General features: G+C 69.0%; 13 protein-coding genes. 8 read left to right on the top strand and 5 right to left on the bottom strand.

Annotation, left to right across the window (positions count from 1 at the left end; genetic code table 11):
- Positions 1 to 22: 22 nt before the first annotated feature.
- The 4 genes from ACFWUP_RS21440 to nudC all read left to right on the top strand — a co-directional run bounded on the left by ACFWUP_RS21440 (position 23) and on the right by nudC (position 9,958).
- A complete protein-coding gene (locus tag ACFWUP_RS21440; RefSeq protein WP_379236986.1) occupies positions 23 to 3,814 on the top strand; it encodes an ATP-dependent helicase in 3,792 nt (1,263 codons plus the stop codon).
- Positions 3,811 to 7,638: an ATP-dependent helicase gene (locus tag ACFWUP_RS21435; RefSeq protein ID WP_379236884.1), complete on the top strand. Its 3,828-nt coding sequence runs from the start codon at positions 3,811 to 3,813 to the stop codon at positions 7,636 to 7,638. The genes ACFWUP_RS21440 and ACFWUP_RS21435 overlap by 4 nt, the downstream gene beginning before the upstream one ends.
- A gap of 316 nt (positions 7,639 to 7,954) precedes the next feature.
- Positions 7,955 to 9,013 carry a potassium channel family protein gene (locus tag ACFWUP_RS21430; RefSeq protein WP_379236882.1) on the top strand — a complete coding sequence of 353 codons (1,059 nt, stop codon included), beginning with the start codon at positions 7,955 to 7,957 and terminating at the stop codon, positions 9,011 to 9,013.
- Positions 9,014 to 9,067: 54 nt separating this feature from the next.
- A complete protein-coding gene (gene nudC, locus ACFWUP_RS21425; protein ID WP_379236880.1) occupies positions 9,068 to 9,958 on the top strand; it encodes an NAD(+) diphosphatase in 891 nt (296 codons plus the stop codon).
- Between the two features lies 1 nt (position 9,959).
- Here the strand turns inward: nudC and ACFWUP_RS21420 are convergent, their stop codons facing one another.
- The gene (locus ACFWUP_RS21420; RefSeq protein WP_379236984.1) at positions 9,960 to 10,193 is read right to left on the bottom strand and encodes a mycoredoxin; all 234 of its coding nucleotides are present in this window, start codon (positions 10,191 to 10,193) and stop codon (positions 9,960 to 9,962) included.
- 97 nt (positions 10,194 to 10,290) lie between these two features.
- On the opposite strand from ACFWUP_RS21420, the gene ACFWUP_RS21415 reads away from it, so the two are divergent.
- The 3 genes from ACFWUP_RS21415 to ACFWUP_RS21405 all read left to right on the top strand — a co-directional run bounded on the left by ACFWUP_RS21415 (position 10,291) and on the right by ACFWUP_RS21405 (position 13,366).
- The gene (locus ACFWUP_RS21415; protein ID WP_379236982.1) at positions 10,291 to 12,438 is read left to right on the top strand and encodes an ATP-dependent DNA helicase UvrD2; all 2,148 of its coding nucleotides are present in this window, start codon (positions 10,291 to 10,293) and stop codon (positions 12,436 to 12,438) included.
- A 118-nt stretch (positions 12,439 to 12,556) separates the two neighbouring features.
- Entirely contained in the window at positions 12,557 to 12,904 is a 348-nt protein-coding gene (locus tag ACFWUP_RS21410) for a hypothetical protein (RefSeq protein ID WP_379236878.1), read from the top strand.
- Between the two features lie 138 nt (positions 12,905 to 13,042).
- On the top strand, positions 13,043 to 13,366 hold the full coding sequence (locus tag ACFWUP_RS21405; protein ID WP_379236876.1) for a WhiB family transcriptional regulator: 324 nt from the start codon (positions 13,043 to 13,045) through the stop codon (positions 13,364 to 13,366).
- A gap of 157 nt (positions 13,367 to 13,523) precedes the next feature.
- Here ACFWUP_RS21405 and ACFWUP_RS21400 read toward each other — a convergent pair whose 3' ends face one another.
- From ACFWUP_RS21400 to ACFWUP_RS21390, 3 genes are all read right to left on the bottom strand, one after another.
- A complete protein-coding gene (locus ACFWUP_RS21400; protein WP_379236874.1) occupies positions 13,524 to 14,876 on the bottom strand; it encodes an ABC1 kinase family protein in 1,353 nt (450 codons plus the stop codon).
- A 58-nt stretch (positions 14,877 to 14,934) separates the two neighbouring features.
- Positions 14,935 to 15,810, bottom strand: a complete 876-nt coding sequence (locus ACFWUP_RS21395; RefSeq protein ID WP_379236872.1) for a TOMM precursor leader peptide-binding protein — start codon at positions 15,808 to 15,810, stop codon at positions 14,935 to 14,937.
- Positions 15,811 to 16,019: 209 nt separating this feature from the next.
- Complete coding sequence (locus ACFWUP_RS21390; protein WP_379236870.1) at positions 16,020 to 17,447, bottom strand: zinc-dependent metalloprotease; 1,428 nt, start codon at positions 17,445 to 17,447, stop codon at positions 16,020 to 16,022.
- 128 nt (positions 17,448 to 17,575) lie between these two features.
- Between ACFWUP_RS21390 and ACFWUP_RS21385 the strand changes: the two genes are divergently transcribed.
- Positions 17,576 to 18,601, top strand: coding sequence for a PDZ domain-containing protein (locus ACFWUP_RS21385; protein ID WP_379236868.1), 1,026 nt, complete (start codon positions 17,576 to 17,578; stop codon positions 18,599 to 18,601).
- Here ACFWUP_RS21385 and ACFWUP_RS21380 read toward each other — a convergent pair whose 3' ends face one another.
- Entirely contained in the window at positions 18,602 to 19,180 is a 579-nt protein-coding gene (locus ACFWUP_RS21380) for a PPA1309 family protein (protein ID WP_379236866.1), read from the bottom strand.
- Between the last annotated feature and the right edge of the window lie 31 nt (positions 19,181 to 19,211).

Below are 19,211 nucleotides of genomic sequence, written 5' to 3'. Positions count from 1 at the left end.
ATCGGATAGCTCGGTGCGACTTGTGCGCCGGACAACGCGGGCGCCCCGGCCGCGGGCCTGGGGTGCGTCCGTTCGCGCGCTCTTCGCCGAGCAGGCCGAGCCCGCACCGCCGCGTCCGGGGTGGCGGCCGTGGCAGGTGCTCGGCGGGCCGGGGACGGGTAAGACCGCGCTGCTCGTCGACCTGGTGACCGCGCGGATCGTCGATGGTGCCGACCCCGAGTCGGTGCTGGTCCTCACCCACACCAAGCATGCGGCCGCCGCGCTGCGCGATGCGATCACCCACCAGCTGGGGCCCGCCGCCGGTGGGATTCCGGGCGCGAGCCGCGAGCCGATGGTGCGAACACTGCACTCCTATGCGTTCTCGGTGCTGCGTCGCCACGCCGATCTGCACGGCAACCCGCCCCCTCGCCTGCTCACCGGCGCCGAGCAGGACGCGGTACTACGCGAGATGCTGCGTGGCGATCTCGAAGACATGGAAGCGGGCGCCGGACTGTGGCCGCCGCGGTTGCAGCCGGCGTTGGCCCTGGGTGGCTTCGCCGAGCAACTGCGCGACCTGATGCTGCGCGCGACCGAGCGCGGACTCGGGCCGGAAGACCTGATGGCGCTCGGTCGTGAACACGACAACGACGCGTGGGTGGCGGCCGGGCGATTCTTCCAGCGCTATGAACAGGCGTCGATGTTGCGCTGGTCGGTCGGTGTCGCCGCACCGGAAGCCACCGCGCCCGCCCTCGATGCCGCGGAACTGGTCGGTGCGGCTCTCGACGCCCTGGCGGGTGACCGGAATCTGCTTGCCGCCGAACGTGATCGGATCCGCTACCTGCTCGTCGACGACGCTCAGCACCTCGACCCACAGGCCGCGACGCTGGTGCGCGCGATCGGCAGCGGCAGCGCGAGCACGGTCGTCACCGGTGACCCCGACCAGGCGGTATTCACCTTCCGTGGCGCGGACTCGCACTTTCTCACCGAGCTCGACACCGTACCGCAACGGCGAATCATCCTGCGCCACAACCATCGCAGTGGTGCGCCGATTCGATTGGCGACCGCTCGTATCGCGGCGAGATTGCCGGGTAGCGCTCGGCACCGGGTACTACCCGGGCACGAGAACGAGCCGCCCGAAGCCGTTGGTGCGGAGCCGGGTCCGGTTTTCGCGGGAGATGTCGGCCTGTTCGACGATGCCGAACCGAGTGGGCCGCACGCGAGCGGATATCTGCCCGAGGGCGAACCGCCGCGCGAACCCGATCTGTGGGTGCCACCCGGCGACGAGTGGGTGCCGCCTGATGACGAGTGGGTGCCGCCCGAGGACGACTGGGTGCCGCCGGAGAACGTGCCGCCCGTCGACGAGTCGAGCGTGCGAGTGCGGGTGCTGTCGACTCCCGCGAAGGAGGCGGCGCTGATCGCTGATCATCTGCGGCGCGCACATCTCACCGATGGGGTGGCGTGGTCGGCGATGGCGGTGATCGTGCGGTCGGTGCCGTTGTCGTTGGCGCCGTTGCGGCGGGCCCTGCTGGCGGCGGGGGTGCCGGTGCGCAGGCCCGCGGTGGCCGAACCGTTGGCGCGGCGACGGGGGGCGGCGTGGATGGTGCTCGCGTTGCGGGTGCTGTTGGCGGGGGATTCGTCGCGGCCGGGTTCGCGGCGGGCGATCGATGCGATGTTCTCGCCCGACGATGCGATGGATCTGCTGTCCGGGCCGCTCGGTGGGGCCGATCAGATCGCGTTGCGCCGGTTGCGGCGCGGCGTGCGGCGCAGTGTGCTCGATCTGGAGCGAACCGGCGCGCTGGCCGAACCTTTCGTCGACGGTGCCGATCAGTTCCTGCTCTGGGACGAGGCCGTGCCGCCGCCGGAAATGCCTGAGCCGGAACCGGATCCGGTCGATGACTGGATGCCACCACCGGACTTCGAGGATCCGCTACGACCGGAACCCGAACCGGAATGGGACATCGCCGAGCGACTCCCGGACGACATCGACCTCCTCGATGCCGAGAAGCTTCCTGCCGCAACAACAATCGTCGAACCGGTGCGGCCGGAACCGGCGGTTGCCACGGTGCCGCTCATCGACCAGTCGTCTGCCGAGGTGCTGCGTGACCTGATCGTCGGTATCGGCGAACAGCGGCTGCTCGACGGGCTCACCGAAGTCGAAGCGGCACCGTTACGTCGCGTGCTGCGCGCCGTCGCGAAGGCGAAGGAGACCCAGGCCAGGGGACAGGGTCTCGAAGACGTGCTGTGGACATTGTGGACGAGTTCGCGGCTGGAGCGGCGCTGGTTCAAGCAGTCGCGGCGCGGTGGCGCCTCGGGGATGCAGGCCGACCGGGATCTCGACGCGGCCGTCGAATTGTTCGATGCCGCTGCGGCTTACGTCGACCGGCTGCCCAAGGCGAGCATCGACGGGTTCGTCGAATACCTGCTGCACCAGCAACTTCCGCAGCAGGGCAGGCCACTGACCGCCGAAGGCGACGCGGTGACCCTGCTCAGCGCACACGCCGCTGCGGGCCGGGAGTGGGAGGTTGTGGCGGTAGCCGCTGTGCAGGAAGGCATCTGGCCGAATCCGCGATCCAGGGGCACCCTGTTGCACACCGAGGATCTCGTCGATCTGGTCGGCGGGGTCGATCCGAGCGCGACCTTGAGCCGGGCCGCGCCGATCCTGGCCGAGGAACGCAGGTTGCTGCTTGTTGCGTGCAGTCGGGCCCGGCGATCGCTGCTGGTGACGGCCGTCGAATCCGCTGCGGGAGACCAGGATCTGGTGCCGTCGCGGTTTCTCGCCGAACTGGTCGGCGACGACGACAGCGGCGAACCGGGCGCGCTGCCGGTCGCCGATCCAGGGCGCGCGCTGGTGATGCACGCGCTGGTCGCCGAACTACGCGGGGTGGTGTGTGATCCAGGGGCCGACCCCGAGCGTCGCGACCGGGCCGCACGTCAGCTGGCCCGGCTGGCCGACGCGGGCGTGCCCGGCACCGACCCCGGCGACTGGTACGGCACCGCCGAACTCAGCTCGCAGCGCGAACTCTGGGACGACGACGATTCGCCGATCGGGCTCTCACCGTCGACGGTCGAACTGCTGCGTACCTGCCCGCTGCGGTGGGCGCTGGAACGGCACGGCGGCACCGACGGCGACAACCCGCACGCCGTGAAGGGCAACCTGGTGCACACGCTCGTGCAGGCGCTGGCGGGCGATGTCCCCGAGGCGCAGGTGCGGGCGGCGCTGGACCAGGCCTGGAAAACGGTCGATCCGGCCGACGGTTGGCATTCGCGATCGGAACTGCGCCGTACCGAGACCATGCTCGAAACCTTCCTCTCTTGGGTGCGCACCACCCGGGGCGAACTCACGCAGGCCGGGGTAGAGGTGCCGGTGGACTGCGTGTTGCCCGCGCGCACGGAAGGCGCACGGGCCGTGCGGATTCGGGGACGGATCGATCGGCTCGAACGAGATGCGCAGGGGCGCTTCGTGATTGTCGATGTGAAGACCGGGAAGACACCGGTCAGCGCGAAGTCCGTCGCCGATCACGCGCAGCTGGCGACCTACCAGGTGGCGGCCGCGCACGGTGCGCTCGACGAGGACGAGTCCGCGTCCGCTGTCGAACCCGGCGGTGCGCGACTGGTGTACGTCGCCAAGCCGAGCACGAAAACCGGTGCCACGGAGCGCACTCAGAGCCCCCTCGACAATGCCGGACTCGACCAGTGGCGCACCACCATCCACGATGCGGCCGATGCCACGCGCGGGCCCGGCTACCTGGCGGTGCGCAACGACGGGTGCAGGCACTGCCCGGTCGCGGGCAGTTGCCCGGTGCAGGACACCGGACGGCAGGTGACCGACGAGTGAGCGGCGTGCGCGTCACCCCGCAGCGGTTGGCCGACGCGCTCGGCCTGCCGCCCCCGACCGAGGAACAGTCGGCGGTCATCGCCGCACCGCCGGGGCCCACGTTGGTCGTCGCGGGTGCGGGCGCGGGCAAAACCGAGACCATGGCTTCGCGGGTGGTGTGGATGGTCGCCAACCAACTGGTCGCCCCCGACGAGGTACTGGGCCTGACCTTCACCCGAAAAGCCGCACAGCAGTTGACCTCTCGTATCCGGACGCGGCTGGCCCGGTTGGCCGGTGCGCCGCTGCTGCGCGAGATCGACCCCAGCGGTGCCTTGCGTACGATCGTCGCCGGGGCAGAGCCGGAGATCAGCACCTATCACTCGTACGCGGGCAGGCTGCTCACCGCGCACGGGCTGCTGCTGCCGGTGGAGCCCTCGGCGGCGCTGCTCACCCAGACCCAGCTGTGGCAGCTCGCGCACGAGGTGGTGCGGTCATGGGACGGCGACCTCGACACCGACCGCACCCCGGTCTCGGTGACCGAGGCGGTCCTGGCCCTGTCCGGGCAGCTCGCCGAACACCTGGTGGAACCCGAGCGGTTGGCCGAGGCGCACGCGGAGCTGGAAAAACTCGTCTACACGCTGCCCGCCGGTCCCCGTCAACGCGGCGGGCCGAGCCAGGCGCTGCTCGGCGTGCTGAACGCGCAACGTGAGCGCGTCGCCCTGTTGCCGCTGGTCCACCAGCTCGCCGACGCCCTGAACCGGCGTGGCGCACTGGATTTCGGCTCACAGATGTCCCTGGCAGCGCAGCTCGCCGTCGACCACCCCGAGGTGGCCGCCGCCGAACGTGCGCGCTTCAAACTGGTCCTGCTCGACGAATACCAGGACACCGGGCACGCCCAACGGGTACTGCTCTCGGCACTGTTCGGCAATGCCGAAGCGGTGCAACAGGATCGACCGAGGCAGCCGGTGCGAATTCGAGGCGAAACGCAGCCCGCCCGAGCCCATGAGGCCGACTCCCTGTTCGCGGTGGACGACCAGGATTCGGCGCAGTCTCGTGACGACGGACATGCGGGCATAGGTACGGCGGAGCGGTCGCCCGGTGTCGGTGGAAGTGATCGCGGCGAGCCGGGCGGCACACATGGCAGCGGTGCGTCAGACGGTGGTCGTGGTGGTGCAGGCGGGCGCGCAACCGACGGACCAGCGCGGACGGAGCCGCAGCCGAACAGGGTGTCGCCGAAGGTTGCGGCGACCGCCGGGTCGACCTTGCACAACAGTGCACCGCGAGCCGATGATGCGCATGTAAACCGCAGTGCAACTGAGGAATGCGCGATGTCCGCGCGCGCTTTCGCGGTGACGGCGGTGGGTGACCCGATGCAGTCCATCTACGGGTGGCGCGGTGCCTCGGCGGCCAACCTGCCGAGATTCGCCACCGATTTCCCCGCTGCGCCAGGGGTTCCCGCGCCGGTGCTGCCTCTGCTGACCAGCTGGCGCAATCCACCCGAGGCGCTGGCGTTGGCGAACCTCGTAGCGGATCCATTGCGCGCGGTGGCAAGGGCGGGCGGTGGCGCGACCGTGGACGCGCTGCGGGCGAAGCCGGCGGCAGAGGCCGGGGTGGTCGAGTTCGCGCTCACCGAAACCATTGCGCAGGAACGAGACTGGATCGCCGAGCGGATCGCGCGGGAGTGGGCGACGGCACGGGAGAATCAGGAGCCGCCGCCCACTTCGGCCGTGTTGATCAGGCGGAACGCCGATGCGGCGCCGCTGGCCGAGGCGTTGCGTGAGCAGGGGTTGCCGGTGGAGATCGTCGGGCTCGGCGGCTTGCTGGCGACACCGGAGGTCGCCGATATCGTCGCGACGCTGCGGTTGATCGCCGAACCCGGCACCGGGAGCGCGGCGGTCCGGATTCTCACCGGCGCCCGGTGGCGGATCGGGGTGGCGGATCTGGCCGCGCTGGCGCAACGTGCGCGGATGTTGTCCATCGGCAGCGGGTCGGGCAACGCCGACGCCATCACCGACGCGGCAGGCCTCGCGACAGCGCTGCGCGAGGTGGCACCCGAACCGACCGAGAAGGCCGGACTCGCCGACGCCATCGCCGATCCCGGTGCGCCGGACCAGTATTCGGAGGCCGGGTTCGCGCGGATCGTCGCCTTGAGCGAGGAGCTGGCGGCTCTGCGCGAGCGCAGCGGACAGCCGCTGGTCGAGCTCGTCGCCGACGTCGAACGCACCATCGGCGTCGGCGTCGAGACCCAGGCAAGGCGCGCGATCGCCGGTGGCGGTGCCGGTCGCGAACACCTCGACGCCTTCGCCGAGGTGGTAGCCGGATACGCCGCCGACTCCCGAGCCTCGCTGAGCGGCCTCCTCGCGTTCTTCACTGCGGCGGAATCGGTCGAAAACGGCTTGGAGCCAGGCGAAGTGGAGGTCGCTCGCGACCGTGTGCAGGTCCTCACCGTGCACGCCGCGAAAGGCCTCGAATGGGAGGTCGTCGCGGTCCCGCACGTGAGCTCCACGGTGTTCCCGTCGACGACCGCGCTGAGCACCTGGCTCGGCGCACTCACCGAGCTCCCCACCACGCTGCGCGGCGACCGCGCCCAACCGGACGCATCCGAGGGCGTGCCCGTCCTCGACTTGAGTTCCGTCGGCGACCGTTCCGAACTCGAACACGCGCTCGACGACCACAAGAACGCGCTCAAGAGCCGTCGACTCGACGAAGAACGCCGCCTGTTCTACGTCGCCCTCACCAGAACCGAACGGGTACTGCTGGTTTCGGCCTACTACTGGCCCGAGACCGGCACCAAGCAGAAAGGCCCGTCGGACTTCCTGCTCGAACTCAGGGAAGCGAACGAGAACCCCGACAGCCCGGCCTACGGCGTCGCGACCGTCGCCCGCTGGGACGACAAACCACCACCGGACGCGGTGAACCCCTTCGCCGACAACCCACCCACCGCCCAGTGGCCACGCGACCCCCTCGGCAACCGCCGCGACCCGATCGAACAGGGCGCCGCGCTGGTCCGCGAGGCACTCGACCGGTTACGCGGCGGGCCAACGGATCCCGACGACGCGAGCGGCGACGATCGAATCGCCGACGACATCGAAGGTATGGACGACGACCCGGAGGGATGGGCCAACGACGTCGACGCCCTCCTCGCCGAATTCACCGCCGCCGAGCTCGCCGAACAACAGGTGGAACTCCCCGGCCAGCTCCCCGCCACCGCCCTCGTCGAACTCCGCGCCGACCCCGCCCGCCTCGCCGCCCGCCTGCGCCGCCCCCTGCCGTACCCCCCGAACCCGATGGCCCGGCGCGGCACCGCCTTTCACGCGTGGGTGCAATCCTGGTTCGGCACCGAACAGCTGCTCGGCCTCGACGAACTCCCCGGCGCCGCCGACAGCACCGGCGAACTCGGCCGCGCCGACCAGGAACTCGCCGCCATGCAGGCCGCCTTCCGTCGCTCACCCTGGGCGCACCGCAACCCCGTCGACGTGGAAGTGCCGTTCGAAACCAGCATCGCGGGCACCGTGATTCGCGGCCGCATGGACGCGGTCTTCGCCGAACCCGGTGGCCGCTGGATCGTGGTCGACTGGAAGACCGGCGCCGAACCCGGCCCCGCCGACGAACCCGCCGTCGCCATGCAGCTCGCCGTCTACCGCCTCGCCTGGGCCCGCCTGATGGCCGCCCGCACCGGCGACACCGAGGACCGGATGCTCCAACGCGTCGGCGCCGCATTCCATTACATCCGCTCCGGCCGCACCATCGCCCCCAACCGACTGGCGGGCCCGGCCGAACTCGAACGCCTCATCCGCGACGCCGCACCCGAAAACATAGACACCGATCCACAAGACAACGCCTGAGCCGATAGTGTTGCGATCGCCGACGGATGACCTCCGACGGCACAGGCCGAGAACGCCACCGTTCTCTGCCACCTCGATCCGACCGACCGAGGGTCTCCCGGTCGCCTGACCACGGTCAGCGCGACATGGATGGCCCGAGCAAAGGAAGTTTCGAGGTAATCAAGGCCGGTCACTCGGCGGCGCAGCCGCCGGTTTTCGGCCGCCTTGATCTGGACTGACCGAAGGGTGCGACGAAGGAGTACCCGTAGGGAGGGAAGATCAAGGTACCCAGGCCGAAAACCCAGCGGCGCCAGCCGCCAAAAATACAGGAGCAGGCATGTTCGGTGACACGCGCAACCCGGTCGGGTTGAGCAGCAGTCCCGACTACGCCCTGGTCGGTCTGTTGCGTATCCCGGCGGCACAGTCGAGCCCGTGGGTTTCCCTCACCCGTCGCGTGTTGTTCGCGATCGCGCTGCTGTTCACCGCCGCGACGGTGGTGTACGTCGGCCGCGCGGGCTACAGCGACAACACCGGTGACGAGCTGTCGTTCCTGGACGCGATGTACTACGCGACGGTGTCACTGTCGACCACCGGTTACGGCGACATCGCCCCGGTGACCCCGTCGGCCCGCCTGGTCAACATCATCGTCATCACCCCACTGCGCGTTCTCTTCCTCATCGTGTTGGTCGGTACCACTCTCGGCGTGCTGACCGAACGGTCACGGCAGGCATTCAAGATTCAGCGATGGAGGCACACCGTGCGTAATCACACCGTCGTCGTCGGTTACGGCACCAAGGGCCGGACCGCGATCGATGCGATGGTCGGTGACGGGGTGAAGTTGTCCGACATCGTGGTGGTCGATACCGACCCCATCGCGCTCGAGGCCGCCGCGGCAGCCGGTCTGGTGACCGTGCACGGCTCGGCCACCAAATCCGATGTGCTGCGGCTGACCGGCGTGCAGCGCGCGTCCGCGGTCGTCGTCGCCACCAATCGCGACGACACCGCCGTGCTGGTGACGCTCACCGCGCGCGAGCTGAACAAGACGGCCAAGATCTCCGTGGCGATCCGCGAGGCGGAGAACACCCACCTGGTCCGCCAGTCCGGCGCCGACTCGGTGGTGGTGTCCTCGGAGACCGCGGGCAGGCTGCTCGGCATCGCCACCACCACGCCGACGGTCGTGGAGATGATGGAGGACCTGCTCACCCCCGAGGAGGGCTTCGCCGTCGCCGAACGCGAGGTGGAGCCGGGCGAAGTGGGTGGCTCGCCACGCCATCTCAGCGACATCGTGCTCGGTGTGGTTCGCAACGGCGCGCTGATCCGGGTCGGCGAACCCGAGTCCGACGCCCTCGAAGCCGGGGACAAACTGCTCTACATCCGCCGCGCCGGAAGTAAGTAGAGCGCGTGCACGGCTGAGGAACGCCGACGCGTCGGTGCCCACTATGCTCGGCATGTGTCGTTCCGGCTGAAAGACGTTCCGCTGCTGTCACGTTCCACCATCGACCGGGCTGAGAATGCCCGGCTCGATCCCGGCGCGCTGCGCGAAGGGTGGGGGAAGGCGAAGATTCTGCGAATCGACCCGCGCGGAAAAGTACGGGTGGAGGACGGCAGGATCATCCTCGACCCGGCCGCCGCGGTGGCCGACGGCCCCGGCGAGGGCACGGTGTTCCTCGGCGTCGTCGACGGCCGCCACCTGTGGGCCACGCGAGCGCCCGAACTCGACGGCACCTTGAAGGATCTGCGCACGCTCGGCGCCGTCGACGACTTCACCGCCGAACTGCTGTCCACCGCGTACGCGCTGCTCAACTGGCACGACCGCGCCGGGTACCACGGTGGTGACGGCACGGCGACCACGTCGGCGCGCGGTGGTTGGTCGCGGCTGACCGCCACCGGCGAGGAAGAATTTCCACGCATCGACCCCGCCGTGATCTGCCTGGTCCACGACGGTGCCGATCGCGTGCTGCTCGCCCGGCAGCAGAGCTGGCCCGAGACGATGTTCTCGCTGCTGGCCGGCTTCGTCGAGGTGGGCGAATCGCTGGAACACTGCGTGGAACGCGAGGTCCGCGAAGAGGTCGGCGTCGACCTGCGCGATATCCACTACCTCGGCAGCCAACCGTGGCCGTTCCCGCGTTCGCTGATGGTCGGCTTCGCCGCGGTCGGCGACCCCGATCAGGAACTCGTGTTCTCCGATGGCGAGATCGCCGAAGCGCACTGGTTCACCCGCGACGAGGTCCGGGCCGCGCTGCAGGTCGGCGACTGGTCGGCGAGGGAACCCGGCGCACGACTGCTCGTGCCCGGATCCATCTCGATCGCCCGATCGATCATCGAGTCCTGGGCGGACTGAATCAGGCCTGCTGGGCGGCCAACGCCTGCTTGACCGCGGCCAGCGACGGGTTGGTAGCAGTGGAGCCGTCGCGGTACCTGATGGTCGGCACCACGTGGTTGCCGTTGTTGACGCTGCCGACGAACTCGGCCGAAGCGGGGTCGTCCTCGATGTCGATCACCGTGTAGGTGATGCCCGCCTCGTCGAGCTGGGTTCGCAGGCGTCGGCAGTAGCCGCACCACGTGGTCGAGTACATCGTCAGATCTGGGGTTGGTTCAGTCACGGAATGTGCAACGTCGCAGGGTGACGCTGTGTTCCTTGCCCGTCGCGGCAAGTTGTCGGTGGGCGCTGTCATGATGGTGCGCGTGCCAGCACTCGATCTCACCGCCCTCGACCCGGAACAGGCCGCCGCGGTGCGGGCACCACGGGGGCCGGTGTGCGTTCTCGCCGGTGCGGGCACGGGCAAGACCAGGACGATCACGCATCGGATCGCGCATCTGATCGCGGGCGGACATGTGAAGGCCGACCAAGTGCTCGCGGTGACTTTTACCGCGCGGGCGGCGGGGGAGATGCGCAATCGGTTGCGCACGATGGGGCTCGGCGGCGACGCCGGACAGGTCCAGGCGCGCACCTTCCACGCCGCGGCGCTGCGGCAACTGCGGTACTTCTGGCCGCAGGTGGTGGGAGATGTGCCGTGGCGGCTGATCGACAGCAAATTCCCGATCGTCTCGCAGGCCGCGCAACGAGCGGGGCTGCGCGCCTCCACCGAAATGGTGCGTGACCTGCTCAGCGAGATCGAATGGGCCAAGGCCTCGCTGATCGCGCCCGAGGACTATCCGGCCGCCGCCGCCCGACATCACCGGGACGCGCCGGTCGATGTGGACAAGGTCGCGCAGGTGTACCAGGGCTACGAATCCGCGAAAGCCTCCGCCGACGGCCTGCTGCTCGACTTCGACGACCTGCTCCTGCACACCGCGGCCGCGTTGGAGGACTACCCGGCCGTCGCCGACGAATTCCGCGGGCGCTACCGCAGTTTCGTCGTCGACGAATACCAGGACGTCACGCCGCTGCAGCAGCGAGTGCTCGACGCCTGGCTCGGTGAACGCGACGACCTCACCGTCGTCGGTGACGCGAACCAGACCATCTACTCGTTCACCGGCGCCACCCCCTCCTACCTGCTCGACTTCTCCCGGCGCTTCCCCGACGCCACCGTGGTCCGGCTCGAACGCGACTACCGGTCGACGCCGCAGGTCGTGGCGCTGGCGAACCAGGTCATCGGGGCCGCGCGGGGACGCATCGCGGGAACTCGTCTAGCTCTGATCGGCCAGCGGCCGGACGGTCCCGAACCGGAATTCGCCGAATACGCCGACGCCCACGCCGAAGCCGAGGCCGTCGCCGGGCAGATCCAGAAGCTGATCGCCAACGGGACACCCGCCGCCGAAATCGCGGTGCTGTACCGGACCAACGCCCTGTCGGAACCGTTCGAACAGGTGCTGACCGCACGCGAGATTCCGTTCCAGGTGCGTGGTGGTGAGGGGTTCTTCCATCGGCAAGAGGTGCGGCAGGCGGTGCTGGCGCTGCGTCAGGTCGACTCGCGCGACGACCTGCCCGACGAGGCTCGCAGTGGATCGTCGCTGATCACGTTGGTGCGGGCCGCGCTTGCGCCGGTCGGGCTCACCGCCGAGGAACCGGCCGGTGCGCAGGCCAAGGAGCGGTGGTCCTCGCTGCTGGCGCTGGTGCAGCTCACCGAGGAACTGGTCAGCCACGACGACGAACTGGACCTCACCGCGCTGCTGCGCGAACTCGCGACCCGCGCCGAGGCCAAACACCCACCCACCGTCGACGGCGTCACCCTGGCCTCGCTGCACGCGGCGAAGGGCCTGGAATGGGACGCGGTGTTCCTGGCCGGGCTCACCGACGGCACGCTGCCGATCTTCCACGTGCTCGGCAAGAAGAACGGGCCCGTCGACGAGGCGGGCTTGGAAGAGGAACGGCGGCTGCTCTACGTCGGTGTCACGCGGGCCCGCGAACACCTGAACCTGTCGTGGACCCAGCGGCGCATGCAAGCCAGCGGCGACTCCCGTCCGGTCACCCGCTCGCGGTTCCTCACCGGGCTGATTCCGGACAGTTCGCCTGCCACCCGGATCGCGGTCGAGGTCCCGAGTTCGGCCGAGTCCAAACGGCCGCTGTGCCGCGTGTGCCTCAAGCCGTTGCTCGGTACCTACGCCACCATGCTCGGCCGCTGCAAGCGGTGCCCCGGTGAGGTCGACCCGCTCTTGCTGGAGGCGCTCACCGAGTGGCGTGCGGAGAAGGCCGAAGCCCTGCGCAGGCGCGACTTCGTGATCTTCACCGACACCACACTCACCGCGATCGCCGAACAGCTACCCACCGACGATGCGGCGCTGGCGGCCATCGCGGGGATCGGCCCGCAGAAGATCAAAGACTACGGTGCCGACGTGCTCGCCATCGTTGCTTCACGTTTGCGAGCGAAGAGCACATAACCCCAGGTAGAAAATAAGTTGTTAGGTTCTCGATCATTGCCTATGGTGGAGAACACGCACCGAGAGATGTCGGTGCGCGGTAATTGTTCACACACGAGTTCAGGAGGGAGGCAGACACATGAACACGAACACGAACACCACGTTCGAGACGTTCGCCGATCAAGTCTCGGTGAATCGCGTCCTGGTGAACGAATTTGTCATGTCCGCCTCCCGGGGGGTCCTCGCTCTGCAGGGGACCGGCCTGTCCGGCGGCGATGCCAAAGCCGTGCCGATGACTGTCGTGCATCAGCACACTCCGATTCGTCTCCAGGACAAGCCCAGCGTGGGTTGGCAGCCGACCGCCGTTGCGGCACCGGCAGCACCCGCCGATGAAGCCGGTTACGCGCCGGAGTTCATCGGCGCAATCCGCGTCCGCGTCCACCCAGCTTCCGTGATCAGGAATCGACAGAAATGTCGAACTAGGTAGGGAACACCTCCCAGACCTCCTGGCCACGGATCGCGACAAGCGAAATCCGTGGCCATATTTATTTCGGCTCCTCAGCCGTAGGCACCGGGTTCGCACACCGAACATTCCACCGCTGCAAACGAGCTGAAGGAGAACGACGTGTTCACCGCCCAGGACTGGCCGACGGCCACTACTGACGTGACATGCCGCACCGAGGCGCAGACCTCTCGTGTCCGTGAGGGCACCAAGACTCTGCCGTGCCGGGGGGCAAACCCCGATCTGTGGTTCGCTGAGAGCCCGACCGACCTGGAGCAGGCCAAGCAGCTGTGCGCGGCCTGCCCCATCCGCAAGACCTGCCTGACCGCGGCCATCGACCGCGCCGAGCCGTGGGGCGTCTGGGGCGGTGAGATCTTCGACCAGGGTGTCGTGATCGCCCGCAAGCGCCCCCGCGGCCGCCCGCGCAAGGTCGCGATCATGGCATGAGCGGTCAGCGGTCGGAGGCGGCAGCGGAGCGTAACCACGTAGGCCGCCCGAGCATGCCGAATAAACACAGCATGAACCGGGAAAAGGGTTGTACCGCAAGCGAACCGCTCACCTCGTCATGGTGAGCGGTTCGTTTTGCGTTGGAGGCTGGGCGCTTTCAGGAGGCTTGTTCGGTGCGGAAGCCCGGGACCCAGGTGCGGACCAGGTTCATGAAACCGAGTTCGGCGTCGAGCTGAGCCAGGATGCCGACCGAACCGCCCAGCACCCGGAAGACGGTGAGGTATTCGGCCGGAAGTTGTAGGGCGCGAGCGGTTTTCATCTCCGGGCTGGAGAACTCCGAGGCCTTGCCCGCTACCCGCTGCATCCACGCGCGGGTGAAGTGGAACGTGTCGGTGCGGATCGGATCGCTGAACGGGCGCAGGTACGCCTCGATTTCCTCGTGGGTCACCTTCCGTCCCGGAATGACCCAGCCGTGCCCGTAGAGCAGTTCGGTGAGCGCGGCGTGCTCGTCGGCGACGGCCAGGGCCAGCATCCGGCCGAGGATCTCCGGGAAGCCGCCGGGCATCGGCGCGCAGGCGCCGAAGTCGAGGACGGCCAGAGTGCCGTCGGGTCGGATCAGGAAATTGCCGGGGTGTGGGTCGCCGTGCAGCAGGCCGACCAGCTCGGGTGAGCTGAAATGGAAGGTCCCCATCAGCTCGGCGATCCGGTTGCGCTGGGCGAGGGTGCCCGCTGGGTCCTCGGCGCCTGCCTTGATCAGCGCCGATACCGGGGTGCCGTCGAGCCATTCGGTGACGATCACCTTCGGCGAACCGGCGACCACCTTCGGCACCGTAATGGTGGGGTGCCCCTCGAACGCGGCGGCGAAGCGGCGCTGGTTGGCGGCCTCGATGCGGTAGTCGAGCTCTTCCTCGGTGCGCTCGGTGATCTCGGCGAGCAGTGGCTTCACATCGGCGCCGGGGATCACCGAGGAGAGCAGCCCGGTCATCCGGGACAGCGTTTTCAGGTCGGCGCGCAACGCGTCGTCGGCGCCGGGATACTGCACCTTCACCGCCACCGCGCGCCCGTCGGACCACACCGCACGGTGCACCTGGCCGATGCTGGCCGAGGCGGCGGGGGAGTCGTCGAAGGAGGTGAAGCGGTCCCGCCACTTGGTGCCCAGCTGCTGGTCGAGCACCCGATGGACCGTCGCGGCGGGCATCGGCGGTGCCGCGGCCTGCAGTTTGGTCAGCGCCTCGCGGTAGTGCTCGCCGAACTCCTCAGGGACGGCGGCCTCCATCACGCTCAGCGCCTGCCCGAACTTCATCGCGCCACCCTTGAGCTCGCCGAGCACGGTGAACAGCTGCTCGGCGGCCTTCTGGTTCAGGTTGGCGTTGATCTGCTTCTTGTCACCGCCGACGAGCTTCTTGCCGAACCCCACGGCGGCTCGTCCGGCGATGCCGAGAGGAATCTTGGCCATCTTGGCATTGCGGCTGGAACTGCGGCGCACGATCTCGGACACGGTACCCATCATGGCCGAACCTGCGGGGTGTGTGCCATAAGAATGCTCACACCGGCCGCTGCGATGCCCGTCACCGCGACGTTCCCGGTGCGCGCGCGGTCATGTTCCGGCAGCCGCAGTCCTGGTGTGGCAGCCACGGTCGGCGCTGGATCTCGTGGGTGTCGAGGTCCAATTCCACGGTGGCATCGAGGGTGCGTGGTGCCCGCCGGGGCGAGCAGGCGATGATTGCCTCGAGTTCGCCGAGCGCCAGCGCTGTCGTCGCGGCGATGCCGGCCGGGGAGGCGTGCCCGGTGCGGCCGAGGAGCTGGGCGGCCAGATGCGGCCAGTCGGTATCGAATCCGGCTCGGGTCAGGTCGGCGCAGCGCAGGCAGCTGGTCTCGCCGGGCAGCACCAGCGGGCCGACCACGCCGACCCCGTCGCGGACCCGTACCTGCAGATGTGGCACGCGGCGCAACACCAGATCCACCGCCAATCCGGGATCGATCATCAACGCGTCGGTGAGCACCACCAGCTCGCCCGCAGCAGCGCCGACCGCCGTGCCGGGCCGATACTCGCGCGAGCGGGTGGGCCGAATGCCCATGCGCCGCAACCCGATCGCCACGGCATCGGAGAGCGGGCCCAACCCGTGCACCGTGATGCTGCGAATCTTGCCCAGCTTCGGTTCGGGTTCCAGCAGCAACCCCGCTCGCTCGATCGCGGTGAGCATACCCATCGTGCGATCGGGACTGATGCCGAATTCGCCTGCGCGCCAGATGATCTGGGGTCTCGATTGCAGGCCGTCGAGCAGTCGCAGGAAGGCGAGCACGGTGCCGGTGTCGTGGTCGGTGGTTTCCAGCAGCAGCGCGCGTTCGGGGTCCCAGCCGAGCTGGACCGTGCCGGACGGGCGAACCAGGGTGGTCACTCGCGGATGGAGCATCGGGCCGCGCAGTGGAGAGGTGGTCGTCATGTCAGAAGTATCGGCACCCGGCGATACCGCAACTCGTGCCGAAAGCGTAGTTATCCACAGGCTTTCGGCGTGTCGGCAGGGCGACTTCGAACTGTGAACAACCTGTGTACGGCGGGTCAGCGCACCGATTTCCGACGACCGTTAGCCGTGGAACCGTGTTGCGCCACCGAGATCGAAAGTTTTCTCATCGACCTCGGTGGCGGTACGGATCAGGACTTGCCGGTATCGGAATCGCCTTCGTCACGCGGGGTTTCGTCGGCATCCTTGGCCTTGGCCGCGTCGCGTTCGCGCGCCTCGGTCTCGGCCAGCTGGGCCAGCGGATCGTCGAAAGCGCCGGTGCCGCCGCCGATCACCGAGTCGATGAACCCGGCGGGGGAGTCGAGATCGGTGGAATCGGGCAGCAGATCGGGGTGCTCCCACACCTTGTCGCGGCGCTCCATTCCCGCATCGGTGGTCAGCCGCCGCCACAGTGCCGACGCCTCACGGACCTTGCGCGGCCGCAATTCCAGTCCGACGAGGGTGGCGAAGGTCTGCTCGGCGGGTCCACCGGACGCTCGACGGCGCCGCAGCGTCTCCGACAGCGCGCCCGCGCCCGGCAGGCGCTCACCCACCGCATCGGTGACCACGACATCGACCCAGCCCTCGATCAGGGCCAGGAGGGTTTCCAGGCGCTCGAGCGCCTGCTTCTGCTCGGGTGTGGTCTGCGGCTCGAACGTGCCCTGCGACAGCAGTTCCTCCAGCTTGGACGGGTCGCTCAGCGACATCGGGTCGATGCCCTGCGCGGCTTCCTCGATCGCGGAGAAGTCCATCTTGATACCGCGCGCGTAACCCTCGACGGCGCCGAGCACCTGCTGGCGCAGCCACGGCACATGCGCGAAAAGCCGCTGGTGGGCGGCCTCACGGGCGGCCAGGAAGACCATGATCTCGCTCTCGGGCTGCTCGAGCCCTTCGCTGAACGCCGAGATCGCGGTCGGCAGCAGCGCCGCGGTACCGGCAGGCCCCAACGGCAGGCCGATATCGGTGGAGGTCAGTACCTCCTTGGCCAGCTGGCCGAGCGCCTGACCGAGCTGGGAACCGAACGCCAGTCCGCCCATCTGGCCGAGCATGCCGACCATCGGCCCCGCGAACTGCTTGGCCTCCTCCGGCAGCTGCGCGGTCCACATGCCCGAGATCTGCTCGGCCACCGGATCGCACAGGCGCTTCCAGGTGGGTAGCGTCTCCTCGATCCAGTCGTTCGGCGTCCACGCGACCGTCTTGGTGGCGCCCGCGGGCAGCACGGTGGCGCCGTCGAGCCACAGCTCGGCCAGGTGCGCCGCGTCGGTCACCGCGGTGGTGGTGCCCGCAGCGATCGGGGCGATGGTGGAGCCGAGCTGCTGGCGGGCCAACCGCTTGGCGACGTCGTAGTTGACCGGACCGGACTGGGTGCCGCCGGGGGCCATGCCCTGGCCCATGCCGCTGATCATCTGCCCGAGCTGGCTCAGCATCTGGCCCAGCTGCGACGGATCGAACCCACCCGCACCGGCGGCGCCCGCTCCGAAGCCGAACGGATCGTTTCCGCCGGGTCCGTTGCCCTCGTCGCGACGCTTGCCGGACTCGTCGTCGTCGCCGGTCGAGAAGCCGAAGGGGAGATCGCTCATACCTCTTACGTTACGCGGGACCCCTGGGGCTTCGGTGTTCGCGCTTCGCGAAATCGCCCGACATGACCCGCACCGCAATTGCGTGCCACTGCCGTCGGTCACGGCCGTCGATCACTACTGTGGTCGGAGTGAATCGTCGGATCCTCACCCTGATCGTCGCCCTCGTTCCCGTTCTCGTGCTCGGTGTGGCAGGCAGCGTGGTCACCGTGCCGTTCGTCGCCCTCGGGCCCGGGCCGACCTTCGACACCCTCGGCCAGGTGGAGGGCAAGCCGGTGGTCGATGTCACCGGCGCACCGCTGGATCCCACGACCGGGCACCTCAATATGACGACCGTGTCGGTGCGTGACGGGCTGAACCTGTTCGAGGCGTTCGGGTTCTGGGTCAGCGGTGAGCACGGCCTCGTACCGCGCGCCGAGGTGTACCCGCCCGGCGTGTCGCGCGAGGAAGTCGACAAGTCCAACCAGCAGGACTTCAAGGATTCCGAGAGCGATGCCGAGGTCGCCGCGCTGCACTACCTGAAGATGCCGACGGTCGTGCTGGTGCGCGGACTCGGTGAGGAAGGCCCGGCCAACGGGGTGCTCGAGGTCGGCGACCAGCTGATCAGTATCGACGGCACCCCGATCACCGCGCCCAAGGATGTGATCGACATCGTCGGCACCAAAGGCCCCGGCACCGCCATCACCGTCGTCTACCGACGCGGCGACGCCGAGCAGACCAGCCAGATCACCCTGGCGCCGCGTCCCGGCGACGAGGCCAAGGGCTACCTCGGCATCACCCCCGGCGAAGGCGGACGGCCGCCGCTCGAGGTCGAGTTCAACCTCGCCGATATCGGCGGACCGTCGGCGGGCCTGATGTTCAGCCTCTCGCTGATCGACAAGCTTTCTCCCGGCGAACTCAACGGCGGCAAGTTCGTCGCGGGCACCGGCACCATCGATCAGGAGGGCAAGGTCGGCCCGATCGGTGGCATCCAGTACAAGATGATCGCCGCGCGCGAGGCGGGCGCGGAAACCTTCCTCGTCCCCGCCGACAACTGCAACGAGGCAGTTCAGCGCTTTCCCGAGGGCCTGCGCCTGGTGAAGGTCGACACCCTCGACAGCGCGATCACATCACTGACCGCCATCAACGAGGGTCGCGAACCTATTAGCTGCGGGTAGTCACTCCAACGTGTGGTGCAGGGCCTCGACCAGGCCCGGTGCCAGGTCGGGGTAGGTGCGCAGGTCGAGGTCGCCGAAGCCGTCGTCGTCTTCGGGGCGGATCTGCAGCAGGCACAGGGTCGCGCCCTGGCGCAGCACGCCCGCGATGAGCCGGGCGTCGCGGCGACCCGGGTGCGCGTGCGCGGCGGCGCGCCCGGCCGCGTCCGCGGCTTCGTCGTCGGCCAGCAGCGGCACCAGGGCCTCGTCGAGATCGCTCTCGGCGTCGGGTGGCAGCACCACGATCTCCTGCACCAGCACGCAGCCCTCGACCGCGGGCGGCCAGGTGGTGGTGGCCAGGAATTCGTCGAGCGCCATCGACCCGCCGGTGATGTCGTCGGGAAAGGCTTCCTGGGCAACGGGGGTCAGTTCGCTGCCGTCGTCGAGCTGGTCCTGCAGGTCGGGTTCAGCCGCGGCCAGGTCGGCGGTCGGCACCAACGCGAACATCTGCGGCGGGTTTCCCCAGCCCTCGGCGTCGGCGAACTCGACGACCTCGCGCACACAGCGGGCGAGGAGAACTTCGGCGTGCTCGTCTTCGGTCACCCGCACATCCAATCATTTTCGGCCCACGCGC

Origin of the sequence: Nocardia sp. NPDC058658 (genome assembly GCF_042716665.1) — a bacterium.
In the GTDB taxonomy this organism is placed as follows: Bacteria; Actinomycetota; Actinomycetes; order Mycobacteriales; family Mycobacteriaceae; genus Nocardia.
This window is presented reverse-complemented; position numbering and strand designations above follow the sequence as displayed.